Source organism: Gordonia oryzae (assembly GCF_003797185.1).
Classification (GTDB): domain Bacteria; phylum Actinomycetota; class Actinomycetes; order Mycobacteriales; family Mycobacteriaceae; genus Gordonia; species Gordonia oryzae.
In genome coordinates, this window is the sequence record NZ_RKMH01000010.1 from 50770 (window position 1) to 74825 (window position 24056).

The 24056-nt window shown below is 66.6% G+C and carries 16 protein-coding genes and 2 pseudogenes; 10 read left to right on the forward strand and 8 right to left on the reverse strand.

From position 1 onward, the window contains the following. The first annotated feature begins 234 nt into the window (after positions 1–234). Complete coding sequence (locus EF294_RS13855; RefSeq protein WP_123931059.1) at positions 235–4128, forward strand: Pls/PosA family non-ribosomal peptide synthetase; 3894 nt, start codon at positions 235–237, stop codon at positions 4126–4128. 63 nt (positions 4129–4191) lie between these two features. On the opposite strand, the gene EF294_RS13860 is transcribed toward EF294_RS13855, so the two are convergent. Continuing rightward, a complete protein-coding gene (locus tag EF294_RS13860) occupies positions 4192–4767 on the reverse strand; it encodes an HdeD family acid-resistance protein (protein ID WP_123931061.1) in 576 nt (191 codons plus the stop codon). 130 nt (positions 4768–4897) lie between these two features. On the opposite strand from EF294_RS13860, the gene EF294_RS13865 reads away from it, so the two are divergent. Beyond that, positions 4898–5764, forward strand: coding sequence for an acyl-CoA thioesterase domain-containing protein (locus EF294_RS13865; protein ID WP_123931064.1), 867 nt, complete (start codon positions 4898–4900; stop codon positions 5762–5764). 587 nt (positions 5765–6351) lie between these two features. Here the strand turns inward: EF294_RS13865 and EF294_RS21475 are convergent. Then, complete coding sequence (locus EF294_RS21475) at positions 6352–6798, reverse strand: DUF305 domain-containing protein (RefSeq protein ID WP_185091094.1); 447 nt, start codon at positions 6796–6798, stop codon at positions 6352–6354. A 72-nt stretch (positions 6799–6870) separates the two neighbouring features. Beyond that, positions 6871–8154: pseudogene (locus EF294_RS13875) on the reverse strand (phosphatase PAP2 family protein); the annotation flags it as partial. Positions 8155–8388: 234 nt separating this feature from the next. Here EF294_RS13875 and EF294_RS13880 point away from each other — a divergent pair. The 4 genes from EF294_RS13880 (at position 8389) to EF294_RS13895 (ending at position 13257) form a co-directional block, all read left to right on the forward strand. Continuing rightward, positions 8389–8595, forward strand: a complete 207-nt coding sequence (locus EF294_RS13880; RefSeq protein WP_123931070.1) for a hypothetical protein — start codon at positions 8389–8391, stop codon at positions 8593–8595. Positions 8596–8661: 66 nt separating this feature from the next. After that, positions 8662–9432 carry a deoxyribonuclease IV gene (locus tag EF294_RS13885; RefSeq protein ID WP_123931073.1) on the forward strand — a complete coding sequence of 257 codons (771 nt, stop codon included), beginning with the start codon at positions 8662–8664 and terminating at the stop codon, positions 9430–9432. A 758-nt stretch (positions 9433–10190) separates the two neighbouring features. Next, positions 10191–12026, forward strand: a complete 1836-nt coding sequence (locus EF294_RS13890) for an acyl-CoA dehydrogenase (protein ID WP_123931076.1) — start codon at positions 10191–10193, stop codon at positions 12024–12026. 175 nt (positions 12027–12201) lie between these two features. Next, complete coding sequence (locus tag EF294_RS13895) at positions 12202–13257, forward strand: zinc-dependent alcohol dehydrogenase family protein (RefSeq protein ID WP_123931079.1); 1056 nt, start codon at positions 12202–12204, stop codon at positions 13255–13257. 78 nt (positions 13258–13335) lie between these two features. Here EF294_RS13895 and EF294_RS13900 read toward each other — a convergent pair whose 3' ends face one another. Next, positions 13336–14112 carry an SDR family NAD(P)-dependent oxidoreductase gene (locus tag EF294_RS13900; protein WP_014358650.1) on the reverse strand — a complete coding sequence of 259 codons (777 nt, stop codon included), beginning with the start codon at positions 14110–14112 and terminating at the stop codon, positions 13336–13338. A gap of 226 nt (positions 14113–14338) precedes the next feature. Between EF294_RS13900 and EF294_RS13905 the strand changes: the two genes are divergently transcribed. Continuing rightward, complete coding sequence (locus EF294_RS13905; protein WP_123931082.1) at positions 14339–15139, forward strand: hypothetical protein; 801 nt, start codon at positions 14339–14341, stop codon at positions 15137–15139. Between the two features lie 18 nt (positions 15140–15157). On the opposite strand, the pseudogene EF294_RS13910 reads toward EF294_RS13905, so the two are convergent. Then, a pseudogene (locus EF294_RS13910) lies at positions 15158–16851 on the reverse strand (VanW family protein). Positions 16852–17084: 233 nt separating this feature from the next. After that, positions 17085–18380: an acetyl-CoA C-acetyltransferase gene (locus EF294_RS13915; RefSeq protein ID WP_123931085.1), complete on the reverse strand. Its 1296-nt coding sequence runs from the start codon at positions 18378–18380 to the stop codon at positions 17085–17087. Positions 18381–18512: 132 nt separating this feature from the next. Here EF294_RS13915 and EF294_RS13920 point away from each other — a divergent pair, with 132 nt between their 5' ends. After that, on the forward strand, positions 18513–19880 hold the full coding sequence (locus tag EF294_RS13920; RefSeq protein WP_123931088.1) for a 3-oxoacyl-ACP reductase: 1368 nt from the start codon (positions 18513–18515) through the stop codon (positions 19878–19880). Beyond that, on the forward strand, positions 19880–20803 hold the full coding sequence (locus EF294_RS13925) for a MaoC family dehydratase (protein ID WP_123931091.1): 924 nt from the start codon (positions 19880–19882) through the stop codon (positions 20801–20803). The genes EF294_RS13920 and EF294_RS13925 overlap by 1 nt, the downstream gene beginning before the upstream one ends. A gap of 359 nt (positions 20804–21162) precedes the next feature. Here EF294_RS13925 and EF294_RS13935 read toward each other — a convergent pair whose 3' ends face one another. Together EF294_RS13935 and EF294_RS13945 are read right to left on the reverse strand one after the other, a co-directional pair. Continuing rightward, on the reverse strand, positions 21163–21771 hold the full coding sequence (locus EF294_RS13935; RefSeq protein ID WP_123931093.1) for a TetR/AcrR family transcriptional regulator: 609 nt from the start codon (positions 21769–21771) through the stop codon (positions 21163–21165). Between the two features lie 424 nt (positions 21772–22195). Continuing rightward, complete coding sequence (locus EF294_RS13945) at positions 22196–23389, reverse strand: glycoside hydrolase family 3 N-terminal domain-containing protein (protein ID WP_185091087.1); 1194 nt, start codon at positions 23387–23389, stop codon at positions 22196–22198. A 29-nt stretch (positions 23390–23418) separates the two neighbouring features. Here EF294_RS13945 and EF294_RS13950 point away from each other — a divergent pair, with 29 nt between their 5' ends. Next, on the forward strand, positions 23419–23997 hold the full coding sequence (locus EF294_RS13950; protein WP_123931096.1) for a universal stress protein: 579 nt from the start codon (positions 23419–23421) through the stop codon (positions 23995–23997). The last annotated feature ends 59 nt before the right edge of the window (positions 23998–24056 follow it).

A 24056-nucleotide genomic window follows, 5' to 3' on the forward strand; every position in this document is an offset into this window, starting at 1 on the left:
CGGCGTCGGGGCGTGTCCGATGGGGCGACATGACCGGTGCGGACGTGTCAGCTCCCATCTCTGGTGACAGCGAACCTACACCGGGATCAGAGTTCATTGCGCCTGTTCGGCGGCCTTTGCGTGCAGGGTCACCGCCCAGAGACAACAGAGACGATCGACACCTTCCGTTCACCCGTGTCCGGCGCAACTGGTCGAGAAGTCGCGATATATTTCTCGTTCCATGTCTAAACAACGGTGGTGAGTGTGGAGATCCCAGCACAGTATTTGCTGTCGTCGCAGGCCAGCGACCCGCGAACACTCTGTGACATCCTCGACGAGACCGCCGCACGGTACCCCGATGCGCCCGCGATCGACGACGGCGAGCGGGTGTACAGCTACGCGCAACTGCGCGCGGTGACCCGCCGTGGCGCCGACCGTCTCGTGGCGGCCGGGGTGCGGCGCGGCGGGCGCGTCGGTATCCGGATGCCGTCGGGGTCGCGGGACCTCTACACCGCGATTCTCTCGGCGATCTATGCAGGTGCGGCGTATGTACCCGTCGACGCCGACGACCCCGACGAACGCGCCGAGCTCGTCTTCGGCGAGGCCGGGATCGACGTACTGATCGACGCCGACGGCGTGCACCCGGCGTCGACTCCCGACAAACCCGATGCCGCGCCCGGAGATACGGCCGCCTGCCGTCCCACCACGGACGACGACGCGTGGATCATCTTCACCTCCGGATCCACCGGGACCCCGAAAGGTGTTGCGGTGACCCATCGCAACGCCGCGGCCTTCGTCGACGCCGAAGCGCGGCTGTTCCTCACCGACGAGCCGATCGGCCCGGGCGACCGGGTGCTGGCCGGATTGTCGGTGGCCTTCGACGCGTCGTGCGAGGAGATGTGGCTGGCCTGGCGCAACGGTGCGTGCCTGGTGCCCGCGCCGCGGTCACTCGTCCGCAGCGGAATGGACCTGGGCCCGTGGCTGGTGGCGCGCGACATCACCGTGGTGTCCACCGTCCCGACCCTGGCGTCGCTATGGCCGCCGGAGGCTCTCGAGGCGGTGCGTCTGCTGATCTTCGGCGGGGAGGCGTGCCCACCGGAACTCGGTGAGCGGCTGGCTGTTCCGGGCCGCGAGGTGTGGAACACCTACGGGCCCACCGAGGCGACGGTGGTGGCCTGTGCGGCACCGTTGGGTGGAGAGGGCCCGGTACGGATCGGATTGCCGCTTCCCGGTTGGGATCTCGCGGTGGTTGATGCCGAAGGGCTGCCGGTCGCCGAGGGCGAGGTCGGCGAGCTCATCATCGGCGGCGTCGGACTGGCCCACTACCTGGACCCGGCCAAGGACGCCGAGAAGTATGCGCCGATGCCCACTCTCGGTTGGGAGCGCGCCTACCGCAGCGGCGATCTCGTCCGGCTCGACGCGCAGGGCCTGGTCTTCCAGGGGCGCGCCGACGATCAGGTGAAGGTCGGCGGTCGACGCATCGAGCTCGGGGAGATCGACAATGCGCTGCAACACCTCCCGGGCGTGAGCGGAGCAGCAGCGGCGGTACGCCGATCGACGGCCGGTAACGCACTGCTCGTCGGCTACCTGGTCTCCACCGACCCCAACTTCGATGTCTCGGCAGCGCATGCCCTGCTCTCCGATCGACTGCCGGCGCCGATGGTGCCGCGACTGGCACTCGTCGACGAACTGCCCACCCGAACCTCCGGCAAGGTCGACCGCAATGCGCTGCCCTGGCCGCTGCCCGGAGCGGGCACCGACGACGACGATGACGCGGACGACTTCACCGCCACCGAACAATGGCTCGCCGACCGCTGGACCGATGTCCTCGGCGCTCGCATCGCCAGCGTCAACGCCGACTTCTTCACCGAGGGCGGCGGATCGCTGTCCGCGGCGCAGCTGGTGACCGCGCTGCGGGAACGGTACCCGCAGGTCACCGTCGCCGACCTCTACGATCACCCGCGGTTGGGGTCGCTGGCTCGGATGCTCGACGCGATCGCGCCGGCCACGGTCGTCGTCGAACGCGAGATCACCCCGACCCCGCGTCGTACCGGTATCGCCCAGATCCTGCTGTCGGTGCCGCTGACCACCCTGACCGGACTCCAGTGGGCCACGTGGCTGGGCGTCACCAACAACGTCGCGGGCGCCGCGGCCCGCGCACTCGATGTCTCGGTGCCGTGGCTGGTCGAGGTGAACTGGTGGGTGGTCATCGTCGCCTTCGCGATCGTCATCACCCCGCCGGGCCGGATGCTGATCGCCGCGGCCGGAGCGCGGGCACTGCTGGCCGGTGTCACCCCCGGCGACTACCCGCGGGGCGGATCAGTGCACGTCCGGCTGTGGGTGGCCGAGCGACTGTTGGAAGCCGCGGGCGCGGCGAACATGTCCGGTGCGCCGTGGATGATCTACCTGGCCCGCGCGTTGGGCTCGAGCATCGGCCGCGGCGTCGACCTGCACACCATCCCACCGGTGACCGGCATGCTCACCGTCGGCGAAGGCGCGTCGATCGAACCCGAGGTCGACCTATCGGGGTGGTGGATCGATGGCGACATCGTGCGCATCGGTGAGATCGTCATCAAACGCGGCGCCTCGATCGGCGCCCGCTCAACGCTCGCTCCGGGTGCGGTGATCGGCCGCGACGCCGAGATCGGACCGGGCTCGGCGGTGTTCGGTCGGGTGAAGAAGGGCCAGCACTGGGCCGGATCTCCCGCGGTCAAGGTGGGCAAGGCCGGCCATCCGTGGCCGGCACATCGCCCACCCCGCCGATCGGTCTGGGTCCCGGTGTACGGCGTGTCGTCGCTGCTACTGGCCGCGATCCCGCTGATCTCGCTGGGTGCGGGGCTCGTGGTGATCGGCACCTGGGCGCTACACGCCGACCGGCTGCGTGACGTCGCCGTCCGCGCGTTGATCCTGACCCCGGCCGCCACACTGGTGAGTCTCGGCGTGTTCGCCGTGATCACCGCGGTGCTCGTGCGGCTTCTCGCGCTGGGGATGACCAAGGGGTATCACCCGGTGCGGTCGCGGGTCGGCTGGCAGGTGTGGATGACCGAACGGCTGCTCGATTCGGCGCGGACATACCTGTTCCCGCTGTACGCGAGCCTGTTGACGCCCTGGTGGTTCCGCATCCTGGGCGTCAAGGTCGGCAAGGGCACCGAGATCTCGACGGCGCTGGTGTTGCCGAAGTTCACCACCATCGACGACGGTTCCTTCCTCGCCGACGACACCATGGTCGCCTCCTATGAGCTCGGCGGCGGTTGGCTGCACATCGACGACGCGAAGATCGGCAAGCGCTCCTTCCTGGGCAATTCCGGGATGGCCGGGCCGGGTCGCAAGGTGCCCAAGAACGGCCTGGTCGCCGTGCTGTCGGCAGCGCCGGATCGGGCCAAGTCCGGGTCGAGCTGGCTGGGTAGCCCGCCGGTTCGGCTGCGCCGCACCGCCGCCCGGACCGATACCTCACGCACCTTCGATCCGCCGCTGCGCCTGAAGGTCGCCCGGTCGGTCATCGAGACCCTGCGTCTGATCCCGGTGATGGTGTCGTTCGTGCTCGGGCTGTTCGTGCTGATCGGTCTGCAATACATCGCCTTTCACGCGAACTACGTGATCGCCGGGTTGGTGAGCGGACTGATCCTGCTCGTCGCGGGCGCAGCGGCCTGCTGTATCGCCGCAGCCGCCAAGTGGCTCGTCGTCGGACGCATCGTAGTGTCCGAGCACCCGTTGTGGAGTTCGTTCGTGTGGCGCAACGAGCTCTCGGATGCGTTCGTCGAAACCGTTGCCGCACCGTGGTTCGCCAACGCTGCCACGGGAACGCCGATCCTGAACCTGTGGTTGCGGATGCTCGGCGCCACCATCGGACGTGGGGTGTGGTGCGAGACCTACTGGCTTCCCGAAGCCGACCTGGTGACATTGGGTGACGGAGCGACCGTCGAGCGCGGCTGCGTGGTGCAGACGCATCTGTTCCACGACCGGGTGATGGCCATCGACCGGGTGGTCCTGGAGCCGGGTGCGACGATGGGCCCGCACTGCGTCGCGCTGCCCGCCTCAGGAATCGGGACGTCGGCGACGGTCGGCCCAGCGTCGCTGGTGATGCGTGGTGACGTGGTGCCGGCGCACACCCGGTGGCAGGGCAATCCGATCGCACCCTGGTTCGGCTGACGCGCAGGGCCGCAACCGGAATCCGGTTGCGGCCCAATCTTGTCGATTGTTCGCGCGACGCGCTCAGAAGGTATCGGGGCCGCTCTCGATCTTCTTGGGCAAAGTGCACAGCGTGACGATGCTGATGACGACGAGCATGACGCCGCCGACGAACACGACCACGGTGACGGCATACTGGCCGAGGATGATCATCACGATGCCGGCGATCACCGAGATCACACCGGAGAGGATCAGGAACCAGGTCGGAGAGTGCTGGGAGCCGGACACCGCACTGAACAGGTCGTGCACACCCTGAAAGACCCAGCCGATGCCGATGAACAAGGCGAGCAGCCACACCGCGTCGCCCGGGCTGAACAGGGCGATGATGCCGACGAGCAAGGTGAGCACCCCGACGACGCCGAGCACCGCCCGCAACCCGGTGGAAAGAGCCGTTGCGGCAAATGCCTGGTACAGCCGGAAGATTCCGGCGATGATCAGCGAGATGCCGAACAGCACGGCGAGCACGAGCGTGGTCGCGCGGGGCCAGAAGACGGCCACGAGGCCGAGCACGATCCCGACGATGGAGGTCACGATCAGCGCCGTGCGGACCGCGCCGATGATCTCGTTCGGGAATTGTCTGGTATTCACACCGAATGTCATTTCCGAAGATTATCCCGAATTCGGGGTCGGGGAGCAGAGGTCGGCGCAGGTTGGGTCGAAGCACTCTCGGCGAGATCCCCGGGCCGCCCCGCGCATCCCCCACAGCGGGTGAACCGGTAGACAAGATCACGTGACCGACATCGCCTTCTTCCGGCCCGACACCGATGGGCGGGTCCTGCCCCTGCCCTACTCCCGCAGTCTGTGGGCTCCGGGCACCCTCAACGGTCCTGCCGTTTGCGCGCTGGCCGCGCACGCAGCCGAGGAACAGATTGCCGAGCAGGGGTTCCGGGCCGCACGTTTCACCATCGACCTCTTCAAGGCCGCGCGGGAGGTACCGACCGCCACCCGAGCCCGGATACTGCGATCGGGCGGGCGAATTCGGGTCGCCGAGGTCGACATCGTGCAGTTCCCCGACGACGGCGAGCCAGAGGCAGAGGTGACCGTGGCGCGGGCGACCGCGGTGTTCCTGCGCGAGTCGCAGAATCCGCCGGGGCAGCGTTGGCAACGTGACTCCGAGAGCGTCACGTTCTCGCCTCCGGTGGCCGCGATCGACGACTGGGCGCCCCGCTTCGCCTCCGACTCTCCCGATGCCGACGCCGTCGGGGCGTGGGGCAGGAACATGGGCGATCACCAGAATGGGCTGCGCAAACGGGTGTGGACCCGGGCCGCACCGGCCGTCGTCGGCGTGGAACTGACGCCGTTCGTCCGCGCCGTGACCAGCGCCGAATCCACCAGCCTGATCTGCAATTGGGGGACCACGGGGATCGGTTTCATCAATTGCGATCTGACCGTGACCCTGTCTCGACTGCCGCGTGGCGATCGCATCGGCATCGAAGGCGACTCCCACATCGAGAACGACGGGATCTCGGCGTCGACGGCTGGGCTGTACGACGTCGACGGAATGTGGGGTGTCGGAATGGTGACGGCGGTGAACAATGCCGCGGCCGAAATCGACTTCACCAGTATTGATCTGCGTGGCCGGTATCGCGAAGCGTGATCGCTTGGGAGTGACCCGGCGCACGCGTGATCCCCGCTGTCGTCAAGGTCCACCGCATGACGCGGCCCCGTCGGCGCCCGAGATCCGTTCCCCCGGGGCCCGAGAACGGCGGTGCCCAACGCGGCCACGACGATCGGCACACCCACGGGCGCCGCGCCATCCACGGCGCGAAGTGCACGCACCGACATGGCGAGATCCTCACCGCCGTCGGTGATACCCAGGTCCTTCGACGGCGGGCCCAGCTCTCCTGGTCGTTGTTCCACTGGCACTCGAATGTGTTGTTGTGCAGCACCAATCACAACCTGGCCGAGGGCATGACCTTCACCGACCACACCGGACCACCCCAGGCACGCCAGCCGATTGCTCACACCCGACAGCCGTTGGGTGTGTCGGGTGTGAGGGCGGGCGACCTCGCGGTCTTCCTCGACGACCAGCACTCGGGGTACGCCGCTCAACCATCAGAGGCCGACGTCGGGATCGACGCGGTATGTCACCTACGTCGTGTCGTTCGGCAATCAGGTCTACCTGATGCGGTTGCCGCTACGGCACGCATGATGTCGCAGGTGACCTACCGCGTCGAGGTGTGCCTACCGGCCGAGCATGGCGTTCATCCGATCGATCTCGGCCTGCTGGGTGCTCTTGATCTGCGTTGCGAGCGAGCGCGATTCGGGATTGATCCCACCGGCGAGTTCCACATCGGCCATGGTGATCGCCCCGTGATGATGAGCGATCATGCCCTGCAACCACAACATGTCGAACTGTGCGCCACGGGCATTCTCGAGCGACGTCATCTGCGCGTCGGACATCATCGCGCCCATGTCGCCGTTCATCGAGTGGCCACCACTGCCGCCCTCATCGTCGACTGCCACGCCCCACGACTTGAGCCGTGCGGTCATCTGATCGATCTCGGGCTGCTGGGCGTTCCTGATCTGCGTTGCCAGCGTGCGCAATTGGGCATTGTCGGTACGGCTGGGCACCAGGTCGGCCATCTCGACCGCCTGCTCGTGGTGCGGGATCATCATCTGGTTGAACATGACATCGGCCTGGTTGTGCGGCGCGTTCTGGCTCGACGAGGTTGCCGTCGTGCCGTGACCCGAGGACTCGTGCCCGGTGGGCGACGAGGACTCCGACGACGAACAGCCCGCCACGCGAGGAGCAATGAGCTTGCGGTCGACGAGTTGGTAGACGGCGACGACGAAGGCCGCCAATGCCCAGCCGAGCAGGACGTCGAACACGTAGTGCTCAGCGGTGTAGACGAGGGTGAACGCCATGGCAAAGGCGTACCCCAGGAACAGCGTTCGGCCGAGCGCTGTGACGCGAGGCCACATGAACAGGGCGAGCAGCATCGTCAGCGCGGCGTGTAACGAGGGGATGGCGGCCACCAGATTGGACTTGCCCTGGCCGATCTCGATGAGGTTGGACGCGACGTGGACGTGGAGGAATTCCCATCCGCGGGCCGAGATCCGTTCGACGTACGGCGCCGCGCCGGCGTGACTCGGGTCGAAGGGACCGAGGATCCCGCCGGGCTGGGTGGCCTGCGGGGTGGTCATGCAGATCGCCTCGCGCGGTCCGTCGGCGACCTCGGCGGAGGTGCACCGGGCCGCCGCCCAGGGCGGTGCCGCGGGCACGAACGTATATCCGATGAGTCCGAGGAAGGTGGTGGCGATGAAACACGCGGCGAACCGCCGCCACGTGGCCCGGTCGCGCAGCCACAGGATGGCCGCGAGCGCGTACGGGACGACGAAGTACGACATGTAGACAACGCTGGTGATGACCTCCCACCACGGCGCCGACGGCGACTTCAGATGTGCCTGCAGCCACACCGTCGGGACCACCCCGAAGATGGCCTTGTCGACGTCGGGGGCGAGATGCCAGGCCACTGGCACCCGGATGAACTCGGCGACGTTGCGGGTCCAGTCGTAGAGCAACAGGATCAGCGCGAACGGCGCCCAGTCGATGATGACGGTGATGACACGGCGCCGGCCGATACTGGCCGCAATCAGCCCGAGGCACAGCAGGATGATCAGGCGGGTGCGGTCAAAGGCGAGCCCGTGTTCGACGATCTCCCACACCATGAACAGCGCCCATGCGACGATCGCGACCCGGCGGACCATGGTGAGGTCGCGACGCTTCTCGGGTTCGGCCTCCATCTCGGCGTCCGCAGCGATGTCGGCGTCCGCGGCGATGTCGGCGTCCGCAGCGATGTCGGCGAGAATCCGTTCGAGGTCCGGCGGGTTGTCATCGCCGAATGCGTCGTCGGACTCGGTCTCCTCGACGCCGGCGCTCGCGTCATTCGGATCCACGGCTGATTCGCCCACATCGTGCCCAGGAGCCTGCCGTCGGCGGTGATCGTCCGGCGAGGGCACGTCGATTACCTCGTCAACACTCACGTAACCGCCTCTTCATCGCCGCACTACCGACCCGTAACCCGAAATCAGCCTAATGAACATTTGTAAAAGTGGCCGGTCGCCTCACCTCTTCGCACGTCAGGAGTGTCGACGAGGCGGACGGCCCGACAACGATCGGCAAAGCGACATAGACTGCGAGTGGGGCACATCACATAAGCGGCGTGATTGTGACATGTACCCGATCGACAAGGCCGGCATTCGGTCAGGAGGTTGTAGATGCCCAACAGGTTCCTGCGCTACGGCGATCAGCGCTACATCATCACCAAAGAGGCCGAAGCGCGGCTCGACCGCGCCCTGGAGTCCGTGTACTCGAACGGCGGCGGCCACCAGTGGTTGAACCTGTACCCCGACACCGAGGCACCGTGCCGACTGTTGATCGCGTCGGGCGTGCCGATCACTGTCGAGACCGAACCCAACGACTGAGCAACGCCGATCCGCGGGCGCGGGCGATGGCACTCGAGTCGGGGTGCGCACCCTAAGCTGACACCCATGCGCATCGGAGCTCATTTGCGGGAGGACGACGACCCGCTGACCACCGCATCGGACCTCGGCGTCGACGTCTTCCAGATGTTCGTCACCGATCCTCAGAAGTGGAAGAAGCCCGTCCCTCGTCCGGACGCGCAAGCCTTCCGCGAATCCCCCATCGACGTCGTCGTCCACTCGAGCTATCAAATCAATGTGGCCAGTCTGAACAACCGGCTCCGCATGCCCTCCCGCAAGGCCGTCGAGGAGCAGGCTGCCGCAGCCGCCGACCTCGGGGCGTTCGGTCTCGTCGTCCACGGCGGTCACCTGCGCGACGGGGAGGATGCAGCGGAGGGGTTTGCCAACTGGCGCAAGCTGTTCGACCGTCAGGCCGACAAAGGCGGCTTCGGGGTCCCGATCCTCATCGAGAACACCGCGGGCGGCGACCATGCGATGGCCCGAACCCTCGAGGCCATTGATCGACTCTGGGAGGCGGTCGGCGACTTCGAGCAGGCCGGCTTCTGTCTCGACACCTGTCACGCGTGGGCCGGCGGCGAGGATCTCGTCGGCCTCGTCGAGCGGGTTCGGGAGATCACCGGGCGCATCGATCTGGTGCACCTGAACAACTCCCGCGACGAATTCGACTCCGGCCGCGACCGTCACGCGAACCTGGGGGCGGGACACATCGATCCCGAGGTACTCGTCGCCGTCGCGGCAGCGGCCGACGCCCCCATCATCCTTGAGACGCCGGCCGAGGGAATCCCCGACGATCTCGACTACCTGCGGTCGGCGCTGTAGCGCACAAGCCGGGCTTTCCTGACGGCCTACTCCCCTCGCGTCTGTGACAAGACGGCCTTCCCTCTGATGGTCGAGGTGCCCGGCGCCCCGGCTGCGGGCCTCGAGACCTCGTGCACGACAGCTGGTTCCGCCTCACCGGGAGACGCTGTCACCGCGGGTAGGTGATGATCACCGGCACCGTCTGTCGGTTTCGCCACTCCACCCGGCGGCCGCTCGTCCGACGACCGGCTGCAGCCCGACCTTCGCCGCCCAGCGCCACCCGTTCCCAGACACCCCGATTTGTCGGCAATCCACCGACCGAGCAGATGCTCGCCCTGTCCGCCCGATCCCGACACCGACACCGACACCGACACTCAGAGCGTGTCGCAGTCCGCAGCGTCCGGCGTCGTTCCCCCACGTTCGAGGAATCGTTCGATGACGCACGAGACGTGGCGTCATCGGCACGAGTGCCGAAGTACATGCATCCGAAGGCCAAGGAGCCAGTGGACATGCGGACAAGCTCATCTCCGGATATCGCGAGAACAAGGCCCCAATGTGCAATACGGTACATTGCGCTTGCAGAAGTTAGCAGAGGTCACAGCGATATCGGCTTGTCGAGCATGCGGCCGAGTTGTATCCTCGGGTTACCGACGAGTAACTTAGCGGTCGTTCGGTCGTGCTCACGTCAGAGCATCCACCGGGCGTCTGCACAAGTTCACCTGCCGATACATCCAGCGACCACCCGCGAGGGATTCAGCCCGCGTCAGATAGGAATCCAAATGGGCCACTACAAGAGCAACATGCGCGACCTGCAGTTCAACCTCTTCGAGGTCTTCGAACTGGACAAGGTGCTCGAGTCGGGGGAGTTCGGCGATCTGGATCATGAGACCGCAGTGGACATGCTCCGCGAGGTCCGGACTCTCGCCGAGGGCCCGATCGCGGAGTCCTTTGCCGAAGCCGACCACAACCCGCCGGTCTTCGACCCCGAGACCCACAGCGTCGCCATCCCGGAGAGCTTCAAGAAGTCCTACAACGCCCTCGTCGAGGGTGGCTGGGACAAGGTCGGCGTCAACGAGGAGCTCGGTGGTATGCCGGCGCCCCGATCGCTGTACTGGGCAATAGCTGAGATGATCCTCGGCGCCAACCCGCCGGTGTTCATGTACGCAGCAGGCTCGGGCTTCGCGAACATCTTCTACGACAACGGAACCGACGAGCAGAAGAAGTGGGCCGCCATCTGCTCTGAGCGCGGCTGGGGCGCCACGATGGTGCTCACCGAGCCCGACGCCGGGTCCGATGTGGGCGCCGGACGTACCAAGGCTGTTCAGCAGGAGGACGGCTCCTGGCATATCGACGGCGTGAAACGCTTCATCACCTCCGCCGACCAGGACATGACCGAGAACATCTTCCACCTGGTGCTCGCCCGCCCCGAGGGCGCCGGCCCGGGCACCAAGGGTCTGTCTCTGTTCTTCGTCCCGAAGTTCCATTTCGACTTCGAGACAGGTGAACTCGGCGAGCGCAACGGCGTTTTCGTCACCAACGTCGAACACAAAATGGGCATCAAGGCGTCGGCCACCTGCGAGGTCACCTTCGGTCAGCACGGCATCCCGGCGAAGGGCTGGCTCGTCGGCGAGGTTCACAAGGGCATCGCGCAGATGTTCCAGGTGATCGAGCACGCACGAATGATGGTGGGCACCAAGGCGATCTCTACGCTGTCGACCGGTTACCTCAACGCTCTCGACTACGCCAAGGAGCGCGTGCAGGGCGCCGACATGGTGCAGATGACCGACAAGGCCGCGCCGCGGGTCACCATCACCCATCACCCCGACGTCCGTCGTTCGCTGATGACCCAGAAGGCCTACGCGGAGGGGCTGCGCGCGATCTACCTCTACACCGCCTCGCACCAGGATTCCGTTGCCGCACAGATCGTCTCCGGCGCCGATCCCGAGATGGCACACCGCGTCAACGACCTGCTGCTGCCGATCGTCAAGGGTGTCGGCTCCGAGCGTGCCTACGCCAACCTCGGCCACGAGTCACTGCAGACCTTCGGCGGTTCGGGCTTCCTGCAGGACTACCCGATCGAGCAGTACATCCGTGACTCGAAAATCGACTCCCTTTACGAGGGCACGACCGCCATCCAGGCGCAGGACTTCTTCTTCCGCAAGATTATTCGCGACAAGGGGCAGGCGCTCGCGCATGTTGCCGGGCAGATCCAGTCGTTCATCGACTCCGAGGCCGGCAACGGCCGCCTCAAGGCTGAGCGCGCGTTGCTCACGACCGCGCTGGAGGACGTCCAGGCCATGGCCGCGTCGCTGACGGGCGACCTCATGGGCGCGCAGGAGAACCCCAAGGACCTCTACAAGGTCGGGCTGGGATCGGTGCGCTTCCTGATGTCGGTCGGCGATCTACTCATCGGCTGGCTGCTCCTGCGCCAGTCCGAGATCGCGCTGGCCAAGCTCGATGAGGGCGTGACCGGAGACGACAAGTCCTTCTACGAGGGCAAGGTCGCCGTCGCGAGCTTCTTCGCCAAGAACATGCTCCCGCTGCTCACCTCGATCCGCACCACCGTCGAAAACATCGACGGCGAGATCATGGAGCTCGACGAAGCCGCCTTCTGACACAGACGGAACTCCGCACGAGCCGAGGGGTCGGGATCTCCGTCGAGATCCCGGCCCCTCGGCTATTGACACGCATCCGGGCACCGATCGGCACCCATGGCCGGGCGCGCATACCTAGCGTGAGTTGCGGGGGGCGTGAGACACCGGGGAACCCGACCACGTGAGGTGACACCAGATGAAGGCACCCGTTTTCCACGGTCCCGGCCAGAAGGCCTGGGAGGACGTCCCCGACCCGAAACTCAGCGAACCCACCGACGTCATCGTCAAGATGGACACGACGACGATCTGCGGCACCGACCTGCACATCCTCAAGGGTGACGTTCCCGCGGTCACTCCCGGCCGCATTCTCGGACACGAGGGCGTCGGCACGATCACCGAGGTCGGCGACGCCGTGACGACGCTGGCCGTCGGCGACCAGGTGATCTTGTCCTGCATCTCCTCATGCGGGAAATGCTCGTTCTGCAAACAGGGCGTCTATTCGCACTGCCTGGGCAGCGAGGGCACGTCGGGTATCGGCTGGATCTTCGGCCATCTCATCGACGGCACCCAGGCCGAGTACGTGCGGGTGCCCTACGCGGAGAACTCGGTCCACAAGCTGCCGTCGGCGGTCAGCCCCGAGCAGGGCACGTTGCTCTCCGACATCCTGCCCACCGGCCACGAGATCGGCGTGCGCCACGGTGCGGTGAAACCCGGTGATGTGGTCGCGGTGATCGGGACCGGCCCGGTCGGGCTCGCCGCCATCGCCACCGCGGGTCTCTACGGGCCAAGCCGGGTCATCGCCGTCGACATCGACGCCAACCGGGTCGAACAGGCCCGCCGGTTCGGGGCGACCGATGGGGTCGTGTCGACCTCATCGGGGTGGCGCGAGGAGATCCTGGCGATGACCGACGGACTCGGTGTGGACGTCGCGATCGAGGCCGTCGGCATTCCCGACACGTTCCAGATGTGCCTCGACATCGTCCGCCCCGCAGGCCATGTCGCCAATGTCGGTGTGCACGGCAAGCCCGTCGAGTTGCCCATCCAGGATCTCTGGATCTCCAACATCGTGATGTCGATGGGCCTGGTGAACACCAATACCCTTGGCACACTTCTGAAGTTGGTGGCACAACGCCGTATCGATCCAGAACCGTTCATCAGCCACCGATTCGGGCTGGGCGAGATCATCGACGCCTATGACGTGTTCTCCCGTGCGGCAGAAACCAAGGCGCTCAAAGTGATCATGAGCGCCTGAGGTCACCGATAACCACCACGGCCGCGGCGGACCCGAAGGTCCGACGCGGCCGTGACTGTGAGAGAACTTGTGCCGGAACTACTTCGGTGGCATCCGGATGCCGCCGTCGACGCGGACGACCTCGGCATTCATGTAGGAGTTGGTGACAAGCTCGACGACCATCGACGCGAGTTCGTCGGGCACGCCCAGACGACGCGGGAACAGCACCGACTCGCCGAGCTTGGCCTTGAATGCCTCGGCGGCCTCGCCCTCACCGTAGATCGGGGTGTCGATCAGGCCCGGGGCGACGGTGTTGACGCGCACGCCCACAGCCGCGAGGTCACGCGCCACCGGCAGGGTCATGCCGACGACACCGCCCTTCGAGGACGAGTACGACGCCTGGCCGATCTGGCCGTCGAATGCCGCGACACTCGCCATGTTGACGATCGCGCCACGCTCGTTGGATTCCAGCGGCTCGTTGCGGCTCATCGCGGTGGCCGCCAACCGGATGGCGTCGAAGGTGCCGATCAGGTTGATCGCGATGACCTTCTTGTACGCGTCGAGGTTGTGCGCGGAAGCGAAGTCGCCGTCCTTGCCGATGGTGCGCTGCGCCCAGCCGATACCGGCCGAGTTCACCAGCACCCGCAAGGGGCCCAGCTCGGTCGCCTGATTGACGGCGTTCTCGAGATCCTCGGTCTTGGTCACGTCCACGGCGACGAACTTGCCGTCGATCTCCTTGGCGAGCTCACCACCCTTTTCTGCGTTGAGGTCGGCGATGATGACCTTCGCCCCCTTGGCCGCCAGCTGGCGAACCACCGCGGCGCCGATGCCCGACGCCCCACCCGTCACAATTGCACTTGCTCCATTGATATCCACGTCGTCAGACTACGACGCCCTGTGACTGGCCTAACAACCCGGGGCCGAGCGATCAGTCGGTAGGCGAAATCTTGACGGGAGTGCACTCGATCGGCGTCAGTCATGATGGTTACAGGCCTACCGCCGAGCGGTCCTGACCCTGAACCCGGCTCGGCGTGGTTCGAACGAACTCACTCTGCTGCGACATAGGGCACGAACCCCTGGCGGCCCATAGCATCTGGATCCCATGGGAGGTGTGCGCTTTCTGTTCGCCGTCGGCCTGGTTGCATTGCTGTCGGCGTGTGCACTCGGCGGTCAGGCGCAACCAGGAGATCCCAGTACTTCACTCGCGGCGTCACTACCGCAGGCAGCGGCCACTCCGATCGACGCCTCACCGTTTGGCCGCAGCGACGCCCTCTGGATTCTCCGCGTCGGAGACCTGGCCACCTGCGCGGTCGGTCTCGCCCCGACCACCGGTCTGGGCAACCTGACTTGCCACGTTCCCGCGGGATCGCTGAACAGTCTTCACCCGCCGGTCGTCGACATCGACGCCTCAGGTGTGCATGCCGCGGCCTGGCCGATGTGGACCGGGTCCATCGCCGAACTCCTGCCGGGTCAGTCGGTGACCATCGGCACCGCGACCTGTACTGCGTCGGCAGGTCCGCGGCTGCATTGTCAGAACCAGGGCGGCTGGATCGACATCGGGGCCAACGACACCCGGACGTCAGCGCCACCGTCGCCGCTGACCGCCGAGCACGGTGGTGGTACCGGTGCGAACTCCCCGAACCCCGGCCAAAGCTGTTCGTTCCTCAACGGGTCGCACCTTGTGACGGTCTACGACACACGCAACACCACGTGCGCCGAGGCGACGCCGATCATCACGCGGTACCTGCGCAGTGATCGGGTGGTTCCAGAAGTTCCCGCCGGGTCATCAGCCAGAGCCGGTGTCGACGATTGGACTTGCTACATCGGCGACGATACCGACCGGCCGCACTATCTACAGGCAGCCACCTGCGTCAAGGACGACAAGCTCTTTCGCGCCCAATAGGGTGCACACGCACTGGGGTCACACGCACCGCACGATCGGCTCGGCCGCGTAGCGCACGGTCCGGGTGTGTTTGCTGATCAGTGCGCCGGTGCGGGCGTCGGTGATGACCCGGGTATCGCTGGTGGTGAATCCGCGACTACCACGACTCGCGATGCAGTCGGGCCCGCGGGGCACCCGGCGCACCTCCGGCGTGGTGTAGGCGTATCGCTCACCGGTGATCGACTGGACCTCGACACTGGTCGTGCCCCACAGCCGAACCGTCACCGACGACGGACTCCACTGCGTCTCGATCAGGAGGCCCTGACGCGAGGTGTTGCCGATGACGAGGTCGATGGCCCCCTCGAACACCGTCGCCTCGCGCGCTTCGGGATAACGCGAAATGTAGTAGGCGTGTTCGGTGTGGTCGACGTCGGCGAGTCCGGCGAAGTAGGCGGCGTTGTAGAGCGTGGTGGCGAACTGGGAGATGCCGCCACCGACCGCGGTCGACGCGCGGCCGTGATCGATGATCGTTGAGCTGACGTAGCCCTGCGCGGTGCCCCGCGGCCCGGTGTGGGTGTTGAGGGAGAAGTTCGTGCCCGGCAGGATCAGCGCGCCGTCTACCTCGTCCGCGACCAGCCGGATGTTCTCACCGGACGCCGACGAGAAGCCGCCGGTGGTGAATTCGCCGATCACCTCGGTGACCCCGAGCGAGCGGGCCTTCTCGGTGGACAACGCGGGCGGCACCATCCGATAAGCGGCTGCGACGGTGCGCGGCCCGGTGCCGGCGACGGCGCGTTCGATTGCGGCGAAGGTCTTGTCCCAGTCGATGTGTGCGCCGTCGCGGCCGGGCACGACCCGCGGGCGTCCCGTCGCCAGTGAGAATCTCGCATCGGCGGGCCGGGTCTCGGAGTCGCGCAGCGCGGCCAGCGCCGTACGACCGCGTTGGCGGTCGACGTGTGCGACGAGCCCTCCCCGACCGTCGGGGACGAAAGTGAGGATCGCGCCGATCTGCCTGGGCGACAGCCTGACCCGAACGCCACCTCGGCCGGTGATCTCGACGTCGTCGGACACCGCCCGCGTCGCCGGACCCGCGACGGTCGCCCGTACCACCTCGGCACTCACGGTCGGCGCGAACGGTTCCATCGGCAGTTCCACGACGTCCGCGTCGAGCCACTCGCGGGCCACTACCGCGCGCGCCGCATCCCGGTCGACGCGGCGACCGGCGGCGGGAAGATCGGCGACCGGAGTGACCCCGGCGTAATGCACCCCACCGTCCACCGCGGACCGTTCGAGATCGCGGTGATGATCGGCGATCGCCTCGTCGAAGCGTGCGGCGTCGACCGGACCACCGGCGCGACGTCGTGCGTGCGGCCGAAGAGCGCCAGCAACCGGGTGAGCGGACTACGCGGCTGACGTTGCAGGACCACCGCGGTCGCGTCGGCGTCGAACACCACGCCCAACGCCGCGGGGTCGACGGTCGCCGAGCCGGATTCGGTACGCAGCCGCACGGGCTCACCCGCCTGCTGTATCAGCTCGTCGAGCCGATGGTCCAGGCGCGCCGGGGACAGGTTGCCGACGTCGCGGCCCGCGGTGACCGCACCGCGCGTGGTGTGCCCTGAGGTGGCCACAAGATCCATGGACAACATCAGAAGTATGACGGAGGTCACACCTGTGGTGATTTGTGCGCCCACCCGCCATCGACGTCGTCGCACTGAACCCACGCTGTCACTCATACCGAACAAATCCGGCGAATGCGACCCGGACTGCTTCTCCCCCCAACGCAATCAAGGGCCTGACCGGCGATTAGACGCCGGTCAGGCCCTCTGTGAGAGGCGCTCCGGTCGAGCTGTCGGGTCGGGGGTCTGACAGCTCAACCGAAGCTACCCCGTATATCTACGGGACTTTCGTCTTCGTTACAACACGGGGTGCATTCATTCGGGGGAATCCGGTACTGACGGAGTACCGCTCAGCCTTCGATGATGGCGGTGACGCCCTGGCCACCCGCGGCGCAGATCGAGATCAGCGCGCGGCCGCCGCCATTCTCCTTGATCTGCTTGGCCGCCTGGGCGACGATACGTCCGCCAGTGGCGGCGAAGGGGTGTCCGGCAGCCAGCGAGGAGCCGTTGACGTTGAGCTTGCTGCGGTCGATCGAGCCGAGCGCCTTGTCCAGCCCCAACCGCTCCTTGCAGTACTCCTCGGACTCCCATGCCTGCAGCGTGGCGAGCACCACCGAGGCGAACGCCTCATGGATCTCGTAGAAGTCGAAGTCACCCAAGGTGAGGCCATTGCGCTCGAGCAGACGCGGTACGGCGTAGGTAGGGGCCATCAGCAGGCCGTCGGGGCCGTTGATGTAATCGACCGCCGCGGATTCGGAGTCGACGAAGTACGCCAGGACCGGGATGCCCTTGTCCTGTGCCCACTCCTCGCTGGCGAGCAGGACGGTCGACGCACCGTCGGTCAGCGGCGTCGAATTGCCCGCGGTCATGGTGGCGTCGCCCAGCGACACGCCGAAGACCGGTTTGAGCGTGGCGAGCTTCTCGACGCTGGAGTCGCCGCGCAGGTTCTGATCCCGGGTCAGGCCGAGGAACGGGGTGACCAGATCGTCGAAGAAGCCGGCGTCGTAGGCGGCGGCCATCTTCTGGTGGCTGGCCGCGGCCAGCGCATCCTGGTCGGCACGCTTGATGCCGAACTCCTTGGCGGTGATCGCCGCGTGCTCACCCATCGACATCCCGGTGCGGGGCTCGCCGTTGCGCGGGATCTCGATGCCGAGCTTGGGCAGTGCCTTGAGGAGCCCGAGAACCTGATCCTGCGTGGTGCGGGCCCGGTTCACCTCGAGTAGGCCGCGACGGAAACCGTCTGCGACGCCGATCGGCGCGTCGGAGGTGGTGTCGACGCCACCTCCGACGGCGACGTCGTAGCGTCCGCGCGCGATGCCGTCGGCGACGGCGGTGATTGCCTGCAGGCCGGTCCCGCACGCCTGCTGGACGTCGAAGGCAGGGGTGTAGGGCGAGAGAGCCGACCCGAGCACGGATTCGCGGATGAGATTGAAATCACGCGACAGTTTCAGGACCGCACCACCGGCCACCATGCCGAGTCGTTCACCCTGGAGGCCGTAGCGACTGACGAGGCCGTCGAGGGCTGCGGTGAACATATCTTGGTTGCTGACCTTGGCATATGCCTTGTCCTGCCGCGCGAACGGAATGCGATTGCCGCCGAGGATCGCGACCGGGCGCTCGGTGCGGGTCTTGGGTGTGTTGGCCACGAGAGATCTCCCAGGTGTCGATTGGTACCGTTAACGTATTCTTACTCCAGAGTAAGTTAGATGTCGAACGGCGCTCCACCCAGCAGCGCCTTCGATCACACCGAGCGTGAGAACAATTCAGAGGAGATTCACGTGGCTGCCAACTCCACGACCGCAGGCCTGTACTCGAGTTTCGTGCACTCCGGTCCGGGTGCGTTCATCGCCAAGCAGGCCGGACTGCCCGTGCCACCGCCTCTGCGGCGCTATAAGGGCTCCGAGCCGCCGCTGCCGGGACCGGTGTTGCTCGGCGGGTCCGGCCGTCTCGTCGAGCCGCTGCGTGAGCTGCTCTCGGGTCCCGACTACACACTGATCGAGAACGCCACCACCGGTCGCAGCGCCGACAAGTACGGCGGTCTGGTCTTCGACGCCACCGGGATCACCTCCCCCGCCGAGCTCGAGCAGCTCTTCGAGTTCTTCGGCCCGGTCATGCGCTCGATCGCGGCCTGTGCGCGCTTCGTCGTACTCGGCACGACCCCCGAACTCATCACCAATCCCGACGAGCGTGTCGCCCAGCGCGCCCTCGAGGGATTCACCCGCTCGCTCGGTAAGGAACTCCTCCAGGGTTCGACCGTCCAACTCGTCTACGTCTCCCCCGACGCCAAGACCGGACTCACCGGGCTGGAGTCGACACTGCGCTTCGTGCTGTCGGCCAAATCGGCTTTCGTCGATGCCCAGGTGATCCGGGTCGGCGCCGACGACGCCACGGCGCCCGCGAGTTGGGACAAGCCGCTCGAGGGCAAGGTGGCCGTGGTGACCGGTGCCGCCCGCGGTATCGGCGCGACGATCGCCGAGGTATTGGCCCGCGATGGTGCTCACGTCATCTGCGCCGACATCCCGGCTGCCGGGGAAGCCCTGGCCGAGACCGCCAACAAGGTCGGCGGCACCTCGTTACCGCTCGATGTCAGCGCACCCGACGCCGGCGAGAAGCTCGCCGAGCATGCACTCTCACGCCACGGCGGGATCGACATCATCGTCAACAACGCCGGCATCACCCGCGACAAGCTACTCGCCAACATGGATGCGGCGCGGTGGAATTCGGTGATCTCGGTCAACCTGATCGCACCACAGCAGTTGGTCAACGCCCTCGTCGAGAAGAACGCATTGAAGTCCGGCGGCGCAGTGATCGACGTGTCGTCGATCGCCGGTATCGCCGGCAACCGCGGCCAGACCAACTATGGCGCTTCCAAAGCCGGCGTGATCGGACTGGTCGACAGCTACGCTCCGCTGCTCGCCGAGAAGGGCATCACGATCAACGCCGTCGCCCCCGGGTTCATCGAGACCAAGATGACCGCCGCGATCCCGCTGGCCACCCGCGAGGCCGGTCGCCTGATGAGTTCGCTACAGCAGGGCGGTCAGACCATCGACGTCGCCGAAACCGTTGCCTACTTTGCCAATCCGGCCTCCAACGCCATTACCGGCAACGTGGTCCGGGTCTGCGGCCAGGGCTTCCTGGGGGCGTGATGAGCAAGACCATCACCCTCTCGTCGCCGCCGAGCACGGCCGAGGTCTACTCCAAGGCGGTCACCGCGATGCTTCCGGTGATCGGCAAGCCCGCCCGGATTCGCGCCGACGCGACACTCCCGGACCGGCGCTACCGGCTCGAGAACATCCGCACAAATCCGGACCGGCTGCTGGCCTACACCCGGGCGACGGGTCAGCAGTTCGGCCCGGCGCTACCGATCACCTACCCGTTCGTCCTGCAATTTCCGCTGGCCATGAAGATCATGACCGACGGCGACTTCCCTTTCGGCGCAGTCGGTTCGGTGCATCTGGAGAACAGCATCACACGACTGCGACCCATTGGGATCGACGAGCCACTGACCATCGAGAATCACGCCGAGAACCTACGTGAACACCGCAAGGGCATGCTCGTCGACATGGTCTCGGAGATCAGCGTCGGCACCGAGCTGGTGACCCGGCAGGTGGCGACGTTCCTCAAGCAGCAACGCACCGGCCTTTCCGACGAGCCGCGCGGGCCGGCTCCGCGGGATCAGGCACCGCCACCTCCGGATGCGGTACTCGCCGTGGACTTGGCCAAGATTCGCAAGTACGCGGCGGCGTCGGGCGATCGTAACCCGATCCACATGGGCGATCTGACCGCCAAGGCGTTCGGCTTCCCAAAGGCCATCGCGCACGGAATGTGGAGTGCGGCAGCCGCTGTCGCCAATGTCGAGGCGCAACTACCGGGCGCCGTCACCTACACGGTGCGGTGGGGTAAGCCGATTCTGCTCCCGGCCAAGGTAAACGTCTACACCCATCGGGTGGACGGCACCGAGAGCGCAGCCGGCGAGGCGAACATCTACGGCGCGGGGAGTTTCGACATCTCGATTCTCAACCGGCGCAAGGGGTATCCACACCTGACGGCAACCACTCGTACGCACTGAGGCGACCACCAGATCCTCGAACTCCCGTCCGGCAATGCCGGGCGGGAGTTCTACGTTTCGAGCTATGGTGGTGGTCATCCGCGATGTCGTCACCACATGCGAGTCGTCGCTGGGCAACAGGAGAAAGCTCGCCCAGATCCGGGGTCTGACGCTCGCGGTGATGCTGTGTGCGTTTTCCTCGGCCGTGCGGTTGCCGAACCGTTCACCGTCGGCACGATCACCAGAACGATTGGGGCCGGCCGAGTCTCGTTGGTGTGCTTGCCGTCCACACGATGCCGGGGCCGCTCGCGGAGGCGGTACTGGTGTGGCTCGGTTCGGTGACGTTGCGTCGGCACCGGGGCCGCAGCGGTGAACCCCCGTCAGGACGGCGTGTGGATACCGACACCCTTCAAGCCGCGCCAGGTGATGCCGACCAGGAGATCGATGGCGGTCTCGAGGTCGACGTCGCCCTCACTCATCCGGTCGGCAACGGCCTCACCGGCCCCGACGAGCGCGATCGCGGTGAGCTCGAAATCGATGTCGAGCGCGCCCTCGACGGTGGTACCGCGGCGGATCAGGTCGGAGACCATGTCGACGATGTGGCGTCGGCTGCTGCTGACGGTGTCGGCGAAGGCCGCCGAGCCGACCGCAACCCGGTAGAGCACCCGCCAGGACTCCCGGTTCTCGTCGACAAAGCGGAGGAATTCCCGAACCACCGTGCGGGCTTGTTCGCTCTGGCGCAGCTTGGGATCGAAGCCGACCGCCATCGCGTCGATGAACCGACCACCTTCACGGGCGATACATGCACTGAACAGCTCTTCTTTGGACCCGTAGTACAAATACAGCATCGGTTTGCTAATCTTCGCCTGGGCTGCGATCGAATCCATGGACGTGTCCCGAAAGCCGTTCTTGGCGAACACCGAAACCGCGGCATCGAGCATCTGTTGCTCGCGCTCCGCGCGGGGCAGTCGTTTGGTCCCGCCGACCATGATGGCTCCTCACATTCGCCGCACCCCCACCATGCAGCAGGGATCAGATCATCTTACCGTGCAGTAAGATTCAGCGGTAACCGGCTGCACGCAATGCGACGCGGATCTCCGACCGTGGCCCACCCCCGAAGCGCAGGCGAATGCGGGCGAGGTGATGCTCGACGGCCTTTACCGAGATGAATAACTCAAGCACCGATGTCGGCATTCGTGCAGCCGGCGAGAAGCGAGCGGGCCGCCTGCGCCTCGCGTTCGGTCAGCGGTCCCGATAGCGCGATGATCTGCGGGGCTGATGTTCGGAGATCACCGCACGTGCGACCGGAGACTGCGCCAACGGGGTGACGGTAACGCGCGAACGTGGCGGCAATGGACGATGCGGCGGGTAGGGATCACTCCTGCGGGTTCACCCCACTCGCTTCGACGGTCATCAGCACCGCAGCTTCCCCTTCGCCTTGAGGATGCGGACCACCGACTCGTCGACGCGCGAGCGGCTCAATTGCCCGGATCGAACCGCGGATTCGAGGCTGTTGAGGACGGCGGTCACCTTGTCGGTGGTGATCCACAGGGCGATGTCGCCGCCGGCGACGAGGAAGCGTTGCACCGCTTGCGGCAGCGGGTAGCGCCCGGTGATGGCACCCATCCCGGAGAGGTCGTCGGAGAAGACCACACCGTCGAAGGCGGGACCGCCGTACGGTTGCCCGGTCCGCAACATACGCATCGCGTTGGCACTCAGGCTCGCCGGCGTGTCGCCGGCGGTGAGTCCGGGCACGATCAGATGGCCGACCATCACCCCCGCATTCCCCGGATCCGCCAGTAGCGTCTTGTACGGGACGAGATCGCTGCGCTGGAGTTGCGTGAGCGGAGGCGTACGCACGACACCGAGGTGGGAGTCACCCGAACCGTGCCCGTGACCCGGGAAGTGTTTGAACACCGGCATCACGCCGGCGGAGTGAAGTCCCTCGGCGAACGCCTGGGCGTATCGGGCCACCGTGGCCGGGTCGTCGGAGAACGAGCGGTCGCCGATGACCGCGTCGTCGGGTTCGTCGCTGACGTCGGCGTCGGGTGCGAAGTCCACCGTGATACCCAGCGCCCGCATCTTCTTGCCCTCGCTCGCCGCGAGGGCGCGGACCTGCTCGGGCGTCTTGGTGCGCGCGAGCTCACGCGCCGACGGGCTGTCGATACCCAGCGAGGACAACCGTGAGACGCGACCGCCCTCCTGATCGACGGTGACCATCAACGGGATCGACGAGGCAGCGGTGACCTTCTCGAGGGCGGCCGGATCGGTGAGGATCGATGTGTCGGTCCAACTGCCGATGAAGATGCCGCCCACCGGCTCTCGCTTGACCAACGAGAGTGCGTCGTCGGTTCCGGTCACGCCGACGACGATCGACTGTCCCAACTTCTGCCGCAGCGACATCGTCGCCAGCGTCGCCGCACCGCAGCCGATGGGCGCGGCCGCACTCGTCGACACAGGCGGGGGCGCGCTCGACGATGTCGGCGATGTCGGCGCGGCCAACGAGGAGGAATCGGTGCCGCAGCCGACGATGGCGATACCACTGACCGCCGCCAGCGCGATCACGTCACGAACCTGGCGAAAACGGCGTCGTCGAGTTGGGTTCATGGCACGAGTGTTGCATGTAGGCTTGGGCAATGGACTCTCGAGACCGAGAGCACGTCGCGAGGATCGACTCAGCCCCGGCTGAGTCCCTGCCCCCTTCCCCACCCGTTCCGGCCGCCCATTCGGTGATGATCGCGTTCGACGGCGGCGCCAACTCCGAACGAGCCGTCACCTACGCCGCGCAGTTCCTGCGGGCGACGAGTGCGCACGTGGTCACAGCCTGGCAGCCGGGCACGTTGAGTCCGGTGCGGCTGTCGAGCCTCTCAGCCGGCATCCAGCCCTTCGTCGATACCTCACCCCTCGAACTCGACGTCGACGACGCCCTGCGTGCGGAGGCCGCCGAGATCAACACGCGGGGCGTCGAGATGGCGCGCGAGGCGGGCCTCGAAGCGACCAGGACCCTGGTGGAGGTGGAGTCGACGGTGTGGGGTGCGCTTCTCGCCGCCGCTGATGCACTCGACGCCGACCTGCTGGTGACGGGCACCCGCGGCGACTCCGGACTCAAGGCACTATTGCGGTCCAGTGTTGCCGGCCGCGTGCTGAAGCACTGCCACCGACCGGTGTTTGTCGTTCCGGCCAAGTGCGACAAGCAACCTCCGGTGACACCATGACCCGACAAGTGCCTTGCGCTCTCGCGCCCATGGTGCCATCCTTGACAGTCGCAACTACC